We start from the raw sequence: 14,236 nt of genomic DNA on the forward strand, positions 1-14,236 counted from the left end.
CCCGGGCCCGCTCAGGACTCCTCGGCCGGCGCGGTCGCCGCGGGCGCCGCGTTCTCGTCGTCGCCGTCCTTGCGGCCCACGCCGCGGCCCGCCGGGCCGACGCCCGACTCCGTGTCCATGCGCTTGTCGAGCACTTCGAGCGCCCGCCGCGCCAGACCGTTCGACCGCACCATGGAGGCCAGGGTCGCCGAGCCGCGGGTGATGTCCGCGAACGCCTTCCAGGCCGGACGCACCCCGGTGATCACCGCGTGCAGCAGCCCGGGCCGGCGCTCGAAGACGGCGAGCATCCGCCGCCCGACCGCCATCTCCACACCCAGCCCCGCCTTGATCGCGAAGGCGTAGTTCAGCGCCTGGCGCCGGGCGTCCACCGCGTCGGCGGCCTCCGCCACCCGCACCGCCCACTCGCCGGCGAGCCGGCCGGAGCGGAGCGCGTACGAGATGCCCTCCCGGGTCCACGGCTCCAGCAGGCCCGCCGCGTCGCCGCAGACCAGGACCCGGCCGCGGGAGAGCGGCGAGTCGTCGCTGCGGCAGCGGGTCAGATGGCCCGAGGAGATCGCCGGCTCGAAGCCGGAGAGGCCCAGGCGGGCGACGAAGTCCTCCAGGTACCGCTTGGTCGCCGCGCCCTCGCCGCGCGCCGAGATGACGCCGACCGTGAGCGTGTCGCCCTTCGGGAACACCCAGCCGTAACTGCCGGGCATGGGGCCCCAGTCGATGAGGATCCGGCCCTTCCAGTCCTCCGCCACCGACGGCGGCACCGGGATCTCCGCCTCCAGGCCCAGGTCCACCTGCCCGAGCTTGACGCCGACGTGCGCCCCTATCCGGCTGGCGCTGCCGTCCGCGCCGACCACGGCCCGCGCGAGCACCGTCTCGCCGTCGGCGAGGACCACCGCGACCGTCCGCCGGTCCGGCACGGCCGGCCCGTGCTGCTCCACCCGGGTCACGGTCGCGCCGGTGCGCAGCTCCGCGCCGGCCTTCTGCGCGTGCTCCACCAGCTGGGCGTCGAACTCGGGCCGGTTGACGAGCCCGAAGAGCATCCGGCGGGAGCGGCGGGTGCGGGCGAAGCGGCCCTCCAGCGAGAAGGTGACCGCGTGGACCCGGTCCTGGAAGGGCAGTTCGAAGCCCGGGGGCAGCGCGTCGCGGGAGGGGCCGATGATGCCGCCGCCGCACGTCTTGTACCGGGGCAGCTCGGACTTCTCCAGGAGCAGCACCCGGCGGCCGGCGACCGCAGCCGCGTACGCCGCCGAGGCGCCCGCCGGGCCGGCGCCGACGACCACCACGTCCCAGACGTCGGGCCCGTCCGGGCCGGTGTCGGGGCCGGGCTCCGTGCCGGTCGCGCCCGCGGGGCCGGGCGCCGCGTCCGGCTCCGCGCCGGACGGGCCTGCCGCCGGGGCCGGCGCGCCGGGCACGAGCGGCTCGCTGTGCTCCGGACCGGCGTTCTCTGCGTGCTCGCTGCTCACGTGTGCTTCTGCTCCTGATCCGACCGGCGTCTGCTTCCCGCATCCTACGGCTCGGTAGGTCACGGCCCGGTCGTAGGATCGACGGTGCGATCGCCGTACCACCCGATACGCCGTTCGCTCCCTCTCGCACTCAACGTCGCACCCACGAGGAGCGTGCCCATGACGCCGAATCCGATCGCCGAGACCGTCCGGTCCCTGATGCCGCGGGCCAAGGCCGAGCTGGCGGAACTGGTCGCCTTCGAGTCGGTCGCGGACGAGGCCGTGGCGCCCCGCAGCGAGTGCGAGGCCGCGGCGAACTGGGTGGCCGGCGCGCTGCGCGCCGAGGACTTCCGCGACGTGGCGCTGCTCGACACGCCGGACGGTTCGCAGGCGGTGTACGGCGTGCTGCCGGGCCCGGCCGGCGCGCCGACGGTGCTGCTGTACGCCCACTACGACGTGCAGCCGAAGCTGGACGAGTCGGCGTGGGTGACCCCGCCGTTCCAGCTGACCGAGCGCGAGGACGGGCGCTGGTACGGGCGCGGCGCCGCCGACTGCAAGGGCGGCTTCATCCTGCACCTGCTGGCGCTGCGGGCCCTCAAGGCCAACGGCGGCGTGCCGGTGACCGTCAAGATGATCGTCGAGGGCTCGGAGGAGCAGGGCACCGGCGGTCTGGAGCGGTACGCCGAGGAGCACCCGGAGCTGCTCGCGGCCGACACCATCGTGATCGGCGACGCGGGCAACTTCCGGGTCGGCCTGCCGACGGTCACCGCGACCCTGCGCGGCATGACGATGATCCGGGTGCAGGTCGACACCCTGGAGGGCAACCTCCACTCGGGCCAGTTCGGCGGTGCCGCGCCCGACGCGCTCGCCGCGCTGATCCGGGTCCTCGACTCGCTGCGGGCCGAGGACGGCTCGACGGCGATCGACGGGCTGCCGGCCGACGCCGTGTGGGAGGGCCTGCAGTACCCGGAGGAGCAGTTCCGCGCCGACGCCAAGGTGCTGCCGGGCGTGGACCTGCCGGGCGCCGGGACGGTCGCCGACCGCATCTGGGCGCGTCCGGCCGTCACGGTCATCGGCATCGACTGCCACCCGGTGGCGGGCGCGACCCCGTCGATCCCGCGGACCGCCCGCGCGCAGATCAGCCTGCGGGTGCCGCCCGGCCAGGACGCGGCCGAGGCGACCAAGCTGCTCTTCGCCCACATCGAGAAGCACACGCCGTGGAACGCGCGGGTGACGCTGGAGCAGGTCGGCCAGGGCCAGCCGTTCCAGGCGGACACCGCCAGCCCGGCGTACGCGTCGATGGCGGAGGCGATGCGGGTGGCGTACCCGGGCCAGGAGATGCAGACGGCCGGCATGGGCGGCTCGATCCCGCTGTGCAACACGCTCGCCTCGCTCTACCCGCAGGCCGAGATCCTGCTCATCGGCCTGAGCGAGCCGGAGGCGCAGATCCACGCGGTCAACGAGTCGGTGTCGCCGGAGGAGCTGGAGCGGCTGTCGGTCGCCGAGGCGCTGTTCCTGGTGAACTACGCCGCGAGCCGCGGCGCCTGACGGTCCGCCGGCCGCCGGGCCGGGGCGTGGTGCCCCGCCCGGCGGTTCAGCGTCGGGCGAACCTCGCGGAGAGCGTAGAAACGCCCGGCGGGCGGTTCCGGCGCCTACGTTCGGCGTATGGAAGCGCTCAGGATCACGCCCCGGCTGCACCTGCTCGACTACGGGATCGGGCAGGCGTACCTGTGGCGGGACGACACGGAACTGACCCTGATGGACGCCGGCTGGGCCGGATCGGCGGACCGCACGACGGCGGCGATACGGGCGGCCGGCCTGGACCCGGACCTGCTGGCCCGGATCGTCCTCACCCACGGCCACCGCGACCACGTGGGCGGGGCGCAGGAGCTGGCCGACCGGCACGGCGCCGAGATCGTCGCGCACCGGCTCGACGCGCCGTACGTCCGCGGCGACCTGCCGGTGCCGGAGCCGGACCTCCTGGAGTGGGAGCGCCCGCTCTGGGAGCACGGCCTCACCTGCCCGGAGGCGCCGCCGACCCGGGTGGACCGGGAGGTCGGGGACGGCGACGGCCTCGGGTTCGGGGACGGCGCGGTGGCGGTGCACGTGCCCGGGCACACCCCGGGGTCGATGGCCGTCCACCTCCCCCGGCACGGGGTGCTGTTCGCGGGCGACGTCGTGGCCTCGGTCCAGGGGGTGACCTTCGGCGTGTTCCACGTGGACCGGGCACGGGCCCTGGAGTCGATGCGGCGGCTGGCGGAGCTGCGGCCGTCGGTGCTGTGCTGCGGGCACGGGCCCGCGGTCACCGAGAACACGGCGGAGCGGCTGGCGGCAGCGGCGGCGGCCGGGCCCGTGGCGCTCTGACGCCGGGCGGTCAGCCGACCGGGACGCCCGCCTCCAGGTTGAGCACCGTGCCGCGCTCCCGCGCGCGCAGGGCCCAGCGGAGGCGGTCGTACCGGACCGGCGGGAGGAGGCCGGCGGCCTCCTCCTCGGTGACGAAGCGCCAGGCGCGCAGTTCGGCGCCGGGGAGCCGGAGCCGGGCGGTGTCGGCGGGGGCGATCCGGCCGCCGTCGAAGAGCAGCCGGAGGCCGCCGAAGCCGGGTGGCTGGGGCCGTTCCCAGTCCACGAGGAGCAGCCGGGGGACGGCGTCGAGTTCCAGGCCGATCTCCTCGGCGACCTCGCGCATGCCGGCGCGGGCGGGCGGTTCGCCGGACTCGACGACGCCGCCGGGGAACTCCCAGCCGGGTTTGTAGGTGGGGTCGACGAGCAGGAAGCGGTCCTGGTCGTCGAAGAGGAGGACGCCGGCGGCCAGCGTCTCGCGGGTCGGTTCCGGGGTCTGGACGATGCCGCAGGGCGTGGCGAGGCCGTCCCGGACCGCGTCGGCGACGGCCCGGGCGGTCTCGGCGGCGGTGAGCGCCGAGTTGTCGACGGCGTGGGCGTCGGTGCCGAGCCAGCCGGCGGCGGCGTCCCGGTAGGCGGGGACGTGGGCGTGGCACCAGCGGCGGACGGCGGCGTCGACGTCCGGGTCGCCGTACTCGGCGCGCTGGTCGATCCGCGTCCGCAGGATCGTTTCCTCCGGTGCCAGGAGCACATGCCGGACGTCGATGCGGCGGGCGGCGAGGCCGCCGAAGATCTCGTCCCGGTACTCCTGCCGCAGCAGCGTCATCGGGACGACGAGCACCCCGCCGACCTCGGCGTGCAGGGCGGCGGCGGTGTCCACGACGAGCCGGCGCCACAGCGGCAGGTCCTGGTAGTCGTCCACCTCGGCGAGGCGCTTGGCGGGGAGGAGCCGGCGCACCTCGGCGCCGGTCGCCTCGGGGTCGTACAGCGTGCTGTGCGGGATCAGTCCGACCAGTTCGCGCGCCGTGCTCGACTTCCCCGCGCCGAACGCACCGTTGATCCAGACGATCACGATTCCCCCCTCATCGACGGCCCCCTGTGGCTTGCCCGCAACACCCTGCCACGAAAACCACGAACACACGTCCGGGCCGAGCCGTAACGCTTCGGGCCTTCCGGTCGTTGGGCACCACAGCACGAGGGGGTGCGGAGATGGATCGTACGGTTCTGGAGCGGTTTCCGGCGGGCGGGCCCCGGGGGCACTGGCCCGCCGAGGAGTTCGCGGGCGCGTGCCGCGAGGAGGGCGTGCCGGCGCGGGTGGTGATGGACCTGGCGTCCGACGCCTTCCTGGTCGTGGTGGAGCAGCGCAGACCGGAGCCCGCCCCGCCGGTACGCGGGTGAGCGCGCCGCCCGGGGCGGCTCAGCGCCCGGCGGCGCGGGCCGCGGCGGCGGCGCCGAGGAGGCCCGCGTCCGTGCCGGTGGCGGCGGGGACGACGGTCAGCCCGCGGGCGAAGGAGAGCGTGGCGTAGTCGGCGAGGGCGCGCCGGAGCGGGACGAAGAGGACGTCGCCGGCCGCGGCCACTCCCCCGCCGACGACCGCGACGTCGACCTCGACCAGGTGCGCGGTGGCGGCGATGCCGGCCGCGAGGGCCCGGGCGGCCCGTTCGAAGGCGGCGACGGCGACCGGATGCCCGGCGCGGGCGGCGGCGGCCACCGCGGCGGCGGAGGCGTCGCCGTCGGGCCCGGGTCGCCAGCCCTGGTCGAGGGCGTGGCGGGCCAGGTGCGGGCCGGCGGCGATGCGTTCGACGCAGCCCCGGCCGCCGCAGGCGCAGGGGTCGCCGTCGAGTTCCACGCTGAGGTGGCCGATGTGGCCGGCGTTGCCGGTGGGGCCGGGGTGGAGGCGGCCGCCGAGGACGAGGCCGCCGCCGACACCGGTGGAGACGACCAGGCCGAGGGCGTCGCTGTGGCCGCGGGCGGCGCCGAGCCAGTGTTCGGCGGCGGTCATGGCGACGCCGTCGCCGACGAGGGTGACCGGCCGGCCGCCGGTGAGCCCCCGGACCCGCTCGACCAGCGGGAAGTCGCGCCAGCCGGGCACGTTCACCGGGCTGACCGTGCCGCGGGCGGCGTCGACCGGTCCGGCGCTGCCGATGCCGACGGCCTCGGCGGCGTCCCAGGACGGGGAGGTCGCGAGGGCGTCGAGCACCTCCGCGACCGCGCCCAGCACCGTCTCGGCGTCCTCCCGCGCGGGGGTGGCCCGCCGGGTGCGGGCCAGGATCCGGCCCCCGGCGTCCACCAGCGCCCCGGCGATCTTGGTGCCGCCGATGTCGAGCGCGACGACCGGGCCGGAGCCGGGGGCCCCGGCGGGGGCGGACGCGGGGGCGGGGGCGGAGAGGGCTGCGGAGGGCATGGACGTAGGTTCTCACGGGGCCGCGCGGCGGCCCCGTGGCCCGTACCGCCGACCGCCGCTCCCCATGCGCCCGCGCCCGCTTCGACAACGTTATCCACGCTCTATGCTCGGTCCGAGGCGCATGATCCGCCGGCGTTCGCCCGCCGGCACCCCAGTACGGAGGAACCCCGCACCGTGGCCGAGACCCCCCGCCCCGAGCCCCGCTACGGCAACCGGCCCACGATGAAGGATGTCGCCGCGCGGGCGGGCGTCGGCCTCAAGACCGTGTCGCGGGTGGTGAACGGCGAGCCGGGCGTCACGCCGGAGACGGAGCGGCGGGTGCGCGACGCCGTCGACGCGCTCGGCTTCCGCCGCAACGACAGCGCGCGGGTGCTGCGCAAGGGCCGCACGGCGACGATCGGGCTCGTCCTGGAGGACCTGGCCGACCCGTTCTACGGGCAGCTCGGCCGGGCCGTCGAGGAGGTCGCGCGGGAGCACGGCACGCTGCTGATCAACGGTTCCAGCGCGGAGGACCCGGCGCGTGAGCAGGAACTGGCGCTGGCGCTGTGCGCGCGCCGGGTGGACGGCCTGATAGTGATCCCGGCCGGGGACGACCACCGTTATCTGGAGCCGGAGATCCGGGCGGGCGTGGCCACGGTCTTCGCCGACCGGCCGGCCGGTCTCCTCGACGCGGACGCGGTCCTCTCCGACAGCTTCGGCGGGGCCCGGGACGGGGTGGCGCACCTGATCGCGCACGGGCACCGGCGGATCGGCTTCGTCGGTGACCGGCCGCGGATCCACACCGCGGCCGAGCGGCTGCGCGGCTACCGGGCGGCGATGGCGGACGCGGGGCTGCCGGTCGACGAGCGATGGGTGGCACCCGGTCCCACGGACCCGGAGCGGGTGACGGCGGCGCTCGCGGGGATGCTCGGCGGGCCGGAGCCGGTGACGGCGGTCTTCGCGGGGAACAACCGGGTCACCGTCACCGCCGTGCGGGCGCTCGCCGCGCGCACCGCCCGGGACGGCGGCCCGCCGGTCGCGCTGGTCGGCTTCGACGACGTGGAGCTGGGCGACGTCCTGGGCGTCACGGTGGTCGCGCAGGATCCGGCGGCGCTGGGCAGGACCGCCGCGCAGCAGTTGTTCCGGCGCCTGGGCGGGGCGGCCGAGGCGCCCCGCCGGGTGGTCATCGGGACACGGCTCCTCGCCCGGGGGTCGGGCGAGGTGCCGCCGCCGCGCGTGTGAGCGGGCGGCCCGGTGGTCAGCGGCCGGCGCCGGCCGTGAGGTCGCCGCGGCGCGGGGCGGCGAACCGCTCCAGGTCGGCGCGGGTCATCCCGGTGAGGGCGTCGACCTCGGCGGTGTCGAGGGCGCCGCACTGGAGGCCGCGCAGCAGGTAGGAGGAGAGCGCCTTGGCGGTGGCGGGCTCGTCCATGACGTCGCCGCCCGCGTGGTTGGCGTAGGCGGAGAGGCGCTGGGCGGCGGTCTCGAAGCCCTCGCGGTAGAAGGCGAAGACGGCGGCGTAACGGGTGGGGATGTGGCCCGGGTGCATGTCCCAGCCCTGGTAGTAGGCGCGGGCCAGGGCGCGGCGGGTGAGGCCGTAGTGCAGCTTCCAGGCCTCGTGGACGTGGGCGGTGGAGCCGACCGGCAGCACGTTGGTGGAGCCGTCGGAGACGCGTACGCCGGTGCCGGCCGCGGCGACCTGCATGATCGCCTTGGCGTGGTCGGCGGCCGGGTGGTCGCTGGCCTGGTAGGCGGCGGAGACGCCGAGGCAGGCGCTGTAGTCGAAGGTGCCGTAGTGGAGGCCGGTGGCGCGGCCCTCGGCGGCGTCGATCATGCGGGCGACGGCGGCGGTGCCGTCGGCGGCGAGGATGGACTGGCTGGTCTCGATCTGGATCTCGAAGCCGAGCCGGCCGGCGTCGAGGCCGTGGGCCTTCTCGAACGCTTCCAGGAGCCGGACGAAGGCGGTGACCTGCTCGGGGTAGGTGACCTTGGGGAGGGTGAGGACGAGGCCGTCGGGGAGGCCGCCGTTCTCCAGCAGGCCGGTGAGGAAGACGTCGGTGGTGCGGATGCCGCGGTCGCGGACGGCGGCCTCCATGCACTTCATCCGGATGCCCATGTAGGGGGCGGCGGTGCCTCCCGCGTACGCCTCCGCGATCAGCCGCGCGGCCTTGGCGGCGTCCTGGTCCTCGTCGGCCCCGGCGTAACCGTCCTCGAAGTCGACCCGCAGGTCCTCGATCGGCTCCCGCTCCAGCTTGGTGCGCACGCGGGCGTACACGTCCTCGGCGAGGTCGTCGGAGAGGCCGAGGACGGCGGCGAAGGAGGCCGCGTCCGGGGCGTGCTCGTCGAGGGCGGCGAGGGCCTGGTCGCCCCAGGAGCGGAGGGTGCCGGCGTCGAAGACGTTGCCGGGGACGTAGACGGTGTGGACGGGCTGGCGGGTGCCGGGGTCGCCCGGGTAGCGGCGGTCGAGCTCGGCGTCCACCGCGGCGAGGGAGGCGCTGATGTCCTCGCTGACCGCGCCCGCGAGGCTCGTCGACACCTTCTCCTGCTGACCCATCCCTGATCCTCCTGTTTTCCGCTTCACGGAATCAACAATCCGTATAGCGAAGTTAGTAGGCCGCCGCATCTGCGTCAATGGTTGACCGAAACGGCCGGGGGCCGCACGGCGAAACTCGCCGTGCGGCCCCCGGACCTGCGGAAGCGCTGGTCGTCAGCCCTTGCGGGCCTGGACCTCCTGGGTGAGGACCGGGACGACATCGAAGAGGTCGCCCACCACGCCGTAGTCGACGAGGTCGAAGATCGGGGCCTCGGCGTCCTTGTTGATGGCGACGATGGTCTTCGAGGTCTGCATGCCGGCCCGGTGCTGGATCGCGCCGGAGATGCCGGCCGCGATGTACAGCTGCGGGGAGACCGACTTGCCGGTCTGGCCGACCTGGTTGGAGTGCGGGTACCAGCCGGCGTCCACCGCGGCGCGGGAGGCGCCGACGGCCGCGCCGAGCGAGTCGGCGAGGGCCTCGATGACGGCGAAGTTCTCGGCGCCGTTGACGCCGCGGCCGCCGGAGACCACGATCGCGGCCTCGGTCAGCTCCGGGCGGCCGGTGGACTCGCGCGGGGTGCGGGCGGTCACCTTGGTGCCGGTGGCCAGCTCGCCGAAGGAGACCTCCAGGGCCTCGACCGCGCCGGCGGCCGGGGCGGCCTCGACCGGGGCCGAGTTCGGCTTGACGGTGATGACCGGGGTGCCCTTGGAGACGCGGGACTTGGTCGTGTACGAGGCGGCGAACGCCGACTGCGTGGCGACCGGGCCCTCGGCGCCGGCCTCCAGGTCCACGGCGTCGGTGATGATGCCGGAGCCGATGCGGACGGCGAGGCGGGCGGCGATCTCCTTGCCCTCGGCGGAGGACGGGACGAGCACCGCGGCCGGGGACACAGCCTGGTAGGCGGCCTGGAGGGCGTCGACCTTCGGGACGACCAGGTAGTCGGCGAACTCCGGGGCGTCGGCGGTGAGGACCTTCACGGCACCGTGCTCGCCGAGGACGGCGGCGGTGTCGGCGGCGCCGTTGCCGAGGGCGACGGCGACCGGCTCGCCGAGGCGGCGGGCGAGGGTCAGCAGCTCCAGGGTGGGCTTGCGGACGGCTCCGTCGACGTGGTCGACGTAGACGAGAATCTCAGCCATGGGACTTCAATCTCCTGCGAACGGAAAGAGCGGGGCGGTCTGGGGGGCTCGCGCGAGCCTCAGATGAACTTCTGGCTCGCGAGGAACTCGGCCAGCTGCTTGCCGCCCTCGCCCTCGTCCTTGACGATCGTGCCCGCGGTGCGCGCCGGACGCTCGTCGGCGGAGTCCACCGCGGTCCAGGAGCCCGCCAGGCCGACCTCGTCCGCGTCGATGTCCAGGTCGTCGAGCTCCAGCTCCTCGACCGGCTTCTTCTTCGCGGCCATGATGCCCTTGAAGGACGGGTAGCGGGCCTCGCCCGACTGGTCCGTCACCGAGACGACGGCCGGGAGGGACGCCTCCAGCGTCTCGGACGCGGTGTCGCCGTCGCGGCGGCCGGTGACCTTGCCGTCCTCGACCTTGACCTCGGAGAGCAGGGTGACCTGCGGGACGCCCAGGCGCTCGGCCAGGATCGCCGGGAGGACGCCCATGGTGCCGTCGGTGGAGGCCATGCCGGCGATGACCAGGTCGTAGCCGGTCTTCTCGATCGCCTTGGCGAGCACCAGCGAGGTGGCCATGACGTCGGAGCCGTGGATGTCCTCGTCGTCGACGTGGACGGCCTTGTCCGCGCCCATCGACAGCGCCTTGCGGAGCGCGTCCCGCGCGTCCTCGGGGCCGACGGTGAGGACCGTGACCTCGGCGTCGTCCGCCTCCTCGGCGATCTGCAGCGCCTGCTCGACCGCGTACTCGTCGAGCTCCGACAGCAGACCGTCGACGTCCTCGCGGTCGACCGTCAGGTCGTCGGCGAACTTCCGGTCGCCAGTGGCGTCCGGCACGTACTTCACACAGACAACGATCCTCAAGCTCACGCCGGCTCTCCTACTGCATCGTCATAACTGGGCTGCCTTGTTGCTCGCAGCATAGGCGCCTGAAGGGCGGGTTTCCGGTCGGGGCGCCGGACGCCCCGACCAGATATTACTCGCCAGTACACCCAGTTCGTGACCATTAAGCAAGCGCTCAGCTATGTGATCTGGCCAACGCTCGCGGGAGGGCCGTCACGGGAACTCTCAGTCGCGCAGCGCCTGGAAACGCCCCTGGTGGTAGAGGAGCGGACGGCCGGCGCCGTCGGGCGACCCGGCGACCGCCTCGGCGATCACGATCCGGTGGTCCCCCGCGGGCACCCGGGCCACCACCCGGCAGACCAGCCAGGCCAGCACGCCGTCCAGCACCGGGACGCCCTCGGGGCCCCGGCTCCAGCGGGTCGGCGCGGCGAACCGGTCGGCGCCGCTGCGCGCGAAGGTGGCCGCCAGCTGCTCCTGGTGGTCGCCGAGTATGTGGACGCCGATGTGCTCGGCCTCCGCGACGACGGGCCAGCTGGAGGAGCCGGTGCCGACACCGAAGGAGATCAGCGGCGGCTCCGCGGCGACGGAGGTGAGCGAGGTGGCGGTGAAGCCGACGGGGCGCTCGCTGTGGGCGGTGATCACGGCGACGCCGGCGGCGTGACGGCGGAAGACGGAGCGGAGCAGGTCGGACGAGGCGGCCCTGGGGGCGCCGATCGCGGGAACGGTACGGAGCTCGGGCGAAACCGTCATGGAGTTGTCCTTCGTGCGGGGCGGCATGGAGCGGGGTCCGGGGGCGTCAGAAGCCCGGACAGCGCGCGCTCGCATGACGGCCCAGGTCCACATGGGCCCGGCCGTAGAGAAGGAGTTCACCGGTCACTCCGTCAGGGTGACGACGAGTGACGGCCCGGGTCAAGTGCGTACCGGGATGTGGGAGATGTGTCACCGCGTCAGGGGCGCGCGGACGGGCGGCTCACAGGGCGCGCCCGAGGGCGGCGATGACGTCGGCCCGGCGCGGCTGTCCGGCGGCCCGCCGGACGATCCGGCCGGCGGCGTCGAGCACGAGGACGGTGGGGGTACGGGTGACCTCGAGGGCGCGCACCAGGCCGAGGTGCTCCTCGGCGTCGATCTCCACGTGGGCGACGCCCGGCACCATGGCGGCGACCTCGGCGAGGGTGCGGCGGGTGGCGCGGCAGGGCTGGCAGAAGGCGCTGGAGAACTGGACGAGGGTGGCCCGTTCGCCGAGCCCGGCGCCGCCGAGCTCGGCCGTTCCGAGCCGCTGCATCCCGTCCGCCGTCATGTCCGTCCCCTCTCGTTCCCGCGCTGTTCTCCCCCGGTGCAGCGTCGCACGGCGGCGTCGGATTCCCGCCACGACCACCGCGAGTGACGAGAATCTCCCCGTACGAAGCCCCCTGGACTGGTCACAGCGGCCCACATGCGGCACGATCTGCCCAAAGCCGAAAACCTACGGCCGCGTAACTTCGCCGGGAGACCCTCCCACAGGCATAGACGAAAAGGTTTCTCTCCTATGGCAGAACTCGTGTACCGACCGGTGATCGGCGCCGCGCTGACCATGTTCAAGGCGCTCGACCTCAAGATCGACACACAGGGTTCGGAGCACATCCCGCGGACCGGCGGCGCCGTGCTGGTCAGCAATCACATCAGCTACCTCGACTTCATCTTCAGCGGTCTGGCCGCGCTGCCCCAGAAGCGCCTGGTGCGCTTCATGGCGAAGGAGTCGGTCTTCCGGCACAAGGTGTCGGGGCCGCTGATGCGCGCCATGAAGCACATCCCGGTGGACCGGTCGCAGGGCGAGCACGCGTACCAGCACGCCCTGGAGGCGCTGCGGGCCGGCGAGATCGTGGGCGTCTTCCCCGAGGCGACCATCTCGGAGTCCTTCACGCTGAAGAGCTTCAAGTCGGGCGCGGCCCGGCTCGCGCAGGAGGCCGGGGTGCCGCTGGTGCCGATGGCGCTGTGGGGGACGCAGCGGATCTGGACGAAGGGCCGCCCGCGGAACTTCAAGCGCGCCCACATCCCGGTGACGATCCGGGTCGGCGAGCCGGTCGAGGCCCCCGCCGACCAGTACGCGGGGGCCATCACCCGGCGGCTGCGCGACCGGGTGCAGGAGCTCCTGGAGGCCGCGCAGCGCGCCTATCCGGTGCGTCCGAAGGACGCGGCGGACACGTGGTGGATCCCGGCGCACCTGGGCGGCACCGCGCCGACGCCCGAGCAGCTGAAGGCGGCCGGGCAGTAGTCCCGGGCCCGGGTCACTCCGGGTCGCGGACGGTGATCAGGGCGCCGGGGCTGACCTTCTGGAGGGCCTCGGCGAGCTCCTGGCCGGCCGTGAGCAGTTCCCCGCGGGTCATGGGGGCGAGGGACTCCAGCAGGAAGAGCGCGTCGGTGGTGGTGTCGTCGATGCGGGTGCGCGGTCCCTGGCGCCAGTTCCAGCGGCGGCAGGTGACGCCGCGCTCGTCGCACCAGACGACCTCGCCCGGTTCGGGGTGCTCGACGGTCTCCTCGCCTCCGGCGACGGTGACGAACTCCTCGTCGCCGGTCGCGCGGACGAGCCGCATGCCGCCCTCGATGCGGTGCAGGTCCTCGCCGCCGACCGGGACGAGGTGGGCGACGCTGACGGCGTTGTAGGCGTCGACGAGCCGGTTGATGCGGGGCAGTCCGCCGTCGGCGAGCGCCCGGCGCGCCAGCGCCTCCGCGGAGTTGCGCGTACGGGAGGGCTTGGCGCCGAAGGCGGTGTACGCGGCGCGCCAGGCGGCGACGTGCGGGTCCTGGTCCGGGGTGCGGCCGTCGAGCCGCGCGGCGAGCCGGGCGGCGGCCTCGTCGAGGAGGGCGGAACTGGTCGCGTCGCTGGGTCCGTTGACGAGCCCGCGGGCCTCGAGGGCGAGGTGGGTGAAGCCGGGGACGAGGGCGCGCACCTCGTCGGAGACGGTGAGCGTCAGGGGCATGGTCGCCGTTCCTTGCTGCCGGGGGTCACAGGTCCGTGGGGAGGGTCCGCCACAGGTGGGGCCGGTCGGTCGCGGTCCGGAGCGCGTGGAGGACGACCGGGTGCGGTTCAGTGTAGAGCACCGGGTAATCCACTTCATTGCACTCGGGGCGGACGGTCCAGGCCAGCCGTTCCTCGTGGAGGGAGAACTGGGCGTCGACGCCGGGGATGTTGCCGCGCACGTCCTGGCGGGCCCACCGCTCGCGGCCGGGCAGCAGGACGGCGGCCAGTCCGTGGACGACCGGGTTCGAGCCGTCGTCCTCGGCGAGCCGCTGGTAGCAGAGGGCGGCGGGGATGCCGCGGGCCCGCAGCAGCGCGGCGTACGCGATCGACTTCGCGTAGCAGATGCCGGTGCCGAGCTCCAGCACGTCGGAGGCGCGCCAGGTGACGCGGAGGTCTCCGGAGTCGGCGGAGTGCGGGATGGTGTCGCGGACGTGCACGAAGGCCGCTTCGGCGTATGCGTATGCGTCGGGGTGATCGGCCGCGATGCGGTCGGCCGTGGCGCGGACGAGCGGGTGGTCGTGGTCGACCGCCTCGCCGACGGCGAGGTACGCGGCGATGTCGGGGTCCTGCTGCACGAGTTCCATGCGGCAGGAG

General features: G+C 74.6%; 15 protein-coding genes. 5 read left to right on the forward strand and 10 right to left on the reverse strand.

Annotated elements, in window-relative coordinates; genetic code table 11:
- Positions 1–11: 11 nt before the first annotated feature.
- The gene (locus tag ACFVQZ_RS08085; RefSeq protein ID WP_383620791.1) at positions 12–1,277 is read right to left on the reverse strand and encodes a geranylgeranyl reductase family protein; all 1,266 of its coding nucleotides are present in this window, start codon (positions 1,275–1,277) and stop codon (positions 12–14) included.
- Positions 1,278–1,616: 339 nt separating this feature from the next.
- On the opposite strand from ACFVQZ_RS08085, the gene ACFVQZ_RS08090 reads away from it, so the two are divergent.
- On the forward strand, positions 1,617–2,984 hold the full coding sequence (locus ACFVQZ_RS08090; protein WP_030498294.1) for a dipeptidase: 1,368 nt from the start codon (positions 1,617–1,619) through the stop codon (positions 2,982–2,984).
- A 117-nt stretch (positions 2,985–3,101) separates the two neighbouring features.
- Complete coding sequence (locus ACFVQZ_RS08095; RefSeq protein WP_383620498.1) at positions 3,102–3,800, forward strand: MBL fold metallo-hydrolase; 699 nt, start codon at positions 3,102–3,104, stop codon at positions 3,798–3,800.
- A 10-nt stretch (positions 3,801–3,810) separates the two neighbouring features.
- On the opposite strand, the gene ACFVQZ_RS08100 is transcribed toward ACFVQZ_RS08095, so the two are convergent.
- Positions 3,811–4,848, reverse strand: a complete 1,038-nt coding sequence (locus tag ACFVQZ_RS08100) for an NUDIX hydrolase (RefSeq protein ID WP_030498292.1) — start codon at positions 4,846–4,848, stop codon at positions 3,811–3,813.
- A gap of 137 nt (positions 4,849–4,985) precedes the next feature.
- Between ACFVQZ_RS08100 and ACFVQZ_RS08105 the strand changes: the two genes are divergently transcribed.
- Positions 4,986–5,174: a hypothetical protein gene (locus tag ACFVQZ_RS08105; RefSeq protein WP_030498291.1), complete on the forward strand. Its 189-nt coding sequence runs from the start codon at positions 4,986–4,988 to the stop codon at positions 5,172–5,174.
- 19 nt (positions 5,175–5,193) lie between these two features.
- Here ACFVQZ_RS08105 and ACFVQZ_RS08110 read toward each other — a convergent pair whose 3' ends face one another.
- Positions 5,194–6,180, reverse strand: a complete 987-nt coding sequence (locus tag ACFVQZ_RS08110) for an ROK family protein (protein ID WP_383620500.1) — start codon at positions 6,178–6,180, stop codon at positions 5,194–5,196.
- 174 nt (positions 6,181–6,354) lie between these two features.
- Between ACFVQZ_RS08110 and ACFVQZ_RS08115 the strand changes: the two genes are divergently transcribed.
- On the forward strand, positions 6,355–7,401 hold the full coding sequence (locus ACFVQZ_RS08115) for a LacI family DNA-binding transcriptional regulator (RefSeq protein ID WP_383620502.1): 1,047 nt from the start codon (positions 6,355–6,357) through the stop codon (positions 7,399–7,401).
- 16 nt (positions 7,402–7,417) lie between these two features.
- On the opposite strand, the gene ACFVQZ_RS08120 is transcribed toward ACFVQZ_RS08115, so the two are convergent.
- The 5 genes from ACFVQZ_RS08120 to ACFVQZ_RS08140 form a co-directional block, all read right to left on the reverse strand.
- Complete coding sequence (locus tag ACFVQZ_RS08120; protein ID WP_030498288.1) at positions 7,418–8,710, reverse strand: DUF6986 family protein; 1,293 nt, start codon at positions 8,708–8,710, stop codon at positions 7,418–7,420.
- A 153-nt stretch (positions 8,711–8,863) separates the two neighbouring features.
- Complete coding sequence (locus ACFVQZ_RS08125) at positions 8,864–9,826, reverse strand: electron transfer flavoprotein subunit alpha/FixB family protein (protein ID WP_030498287.1); 963 nt, start codon at positions 9,824–9,826, stop codon at positions 8,864–8,866.
- A 59-nt stretch (positions 9,827–9,885) separates the two neighbouring features.
- Positions 9,886–10,671, reverse strand: a complete 786-nt coding sequence (locus tag ACFVQZ_RS08130; protein ID WP_030498286.1) for an electron transfer flavoprotein subunit beta/FixA family protein — start codon at positions 10,669–10,671, stop codon at positions 9,886–9,888.
- A gap of 198 nt (positions 10,672–10,869) precedes the next feature.
- Complete coding sequence (locus ACFVQZ_RS08135) at positions 10,870–11,394, reverse strand: flavin reductase family protein (protein ID WP_383620504.1); 525 nt, start codon at positions 11,392–11,394, stop codon at positions 10,870–10,872.
- 220 nt (positions 11,395–11,614) lie between these two features.
- Positions 11,615–11,941, reverse strand: a complete 327-nt coding sequence (locus ACFVQZ_RS08140) for a TlpA family protein disulfide reductase (RefSeq protein ID WP_383620506.1) — start codon at positions 11,939–11,941, stop codon at positions 11,615–11,617.
- Between the two features lie 228 nt (positions 11,942–12,169).
- On the opposite strand from ACFVQZ_RS08140, the gene ACFVQZ_RS08145 reads away from it, so the two are divergent.
- Positions 12,170–12,895: a lysophospholipid acyltransferase family protein gene (locus ACFVQZ_RS08145; protein ID WP_383620508.1), complete on the forward strand. Its 726-nt coding sequence runs from the start codon at positions 12,170–12,172 to the stop codon at positions 12,893–12,895.
- Between the two features lie 13 nt (positions 12,896–12,908).
- On the opposite strand, the gene ACFVQZ_RS08150 is transcribed toward ACFVQZ_RS08145, so the two are convergent.
- Both ACFVQZ_RS08150 and ACFVQZ_RS08155 read right to left on the reverse strand, forming a co-directional pair.
- Positions 12,909–13,601: a phenylalanine--tRNA ligase beta subunit-related protein gene (locus ACFVQZ_RS08150; protein WP_030498282.1), complete on the reverse strand. Its 693-nt coding sequence runs from the start codon at positions 13,599–13,601 to the stop codon at positions 12,909–12,911.
- 25 nt (positions 13,602–13,626) lie between these two features.
- Positions 13,627–14,226, reverse strand: a complete 600-nt coding sequence (locus tag ACFVQZ_RS08155) for a transglutaminase family protein (protein ID WP_383620510.1) — start codon at positions 14,224–14,226, stop codon at positions 13,627–13,629.
- Positions 14,227–14,236: the final 10 nt, after the last annotated feature.

Origin of the sequence: Streptomyces sp. NPDC057854 (assembly GCF_042797055.1) — a bacterium.
Lineage (GTDB): Bacteria > Actinomycetota > Actinomycetes > Streptomycetales > Streptomycetaceae > Streptomyces.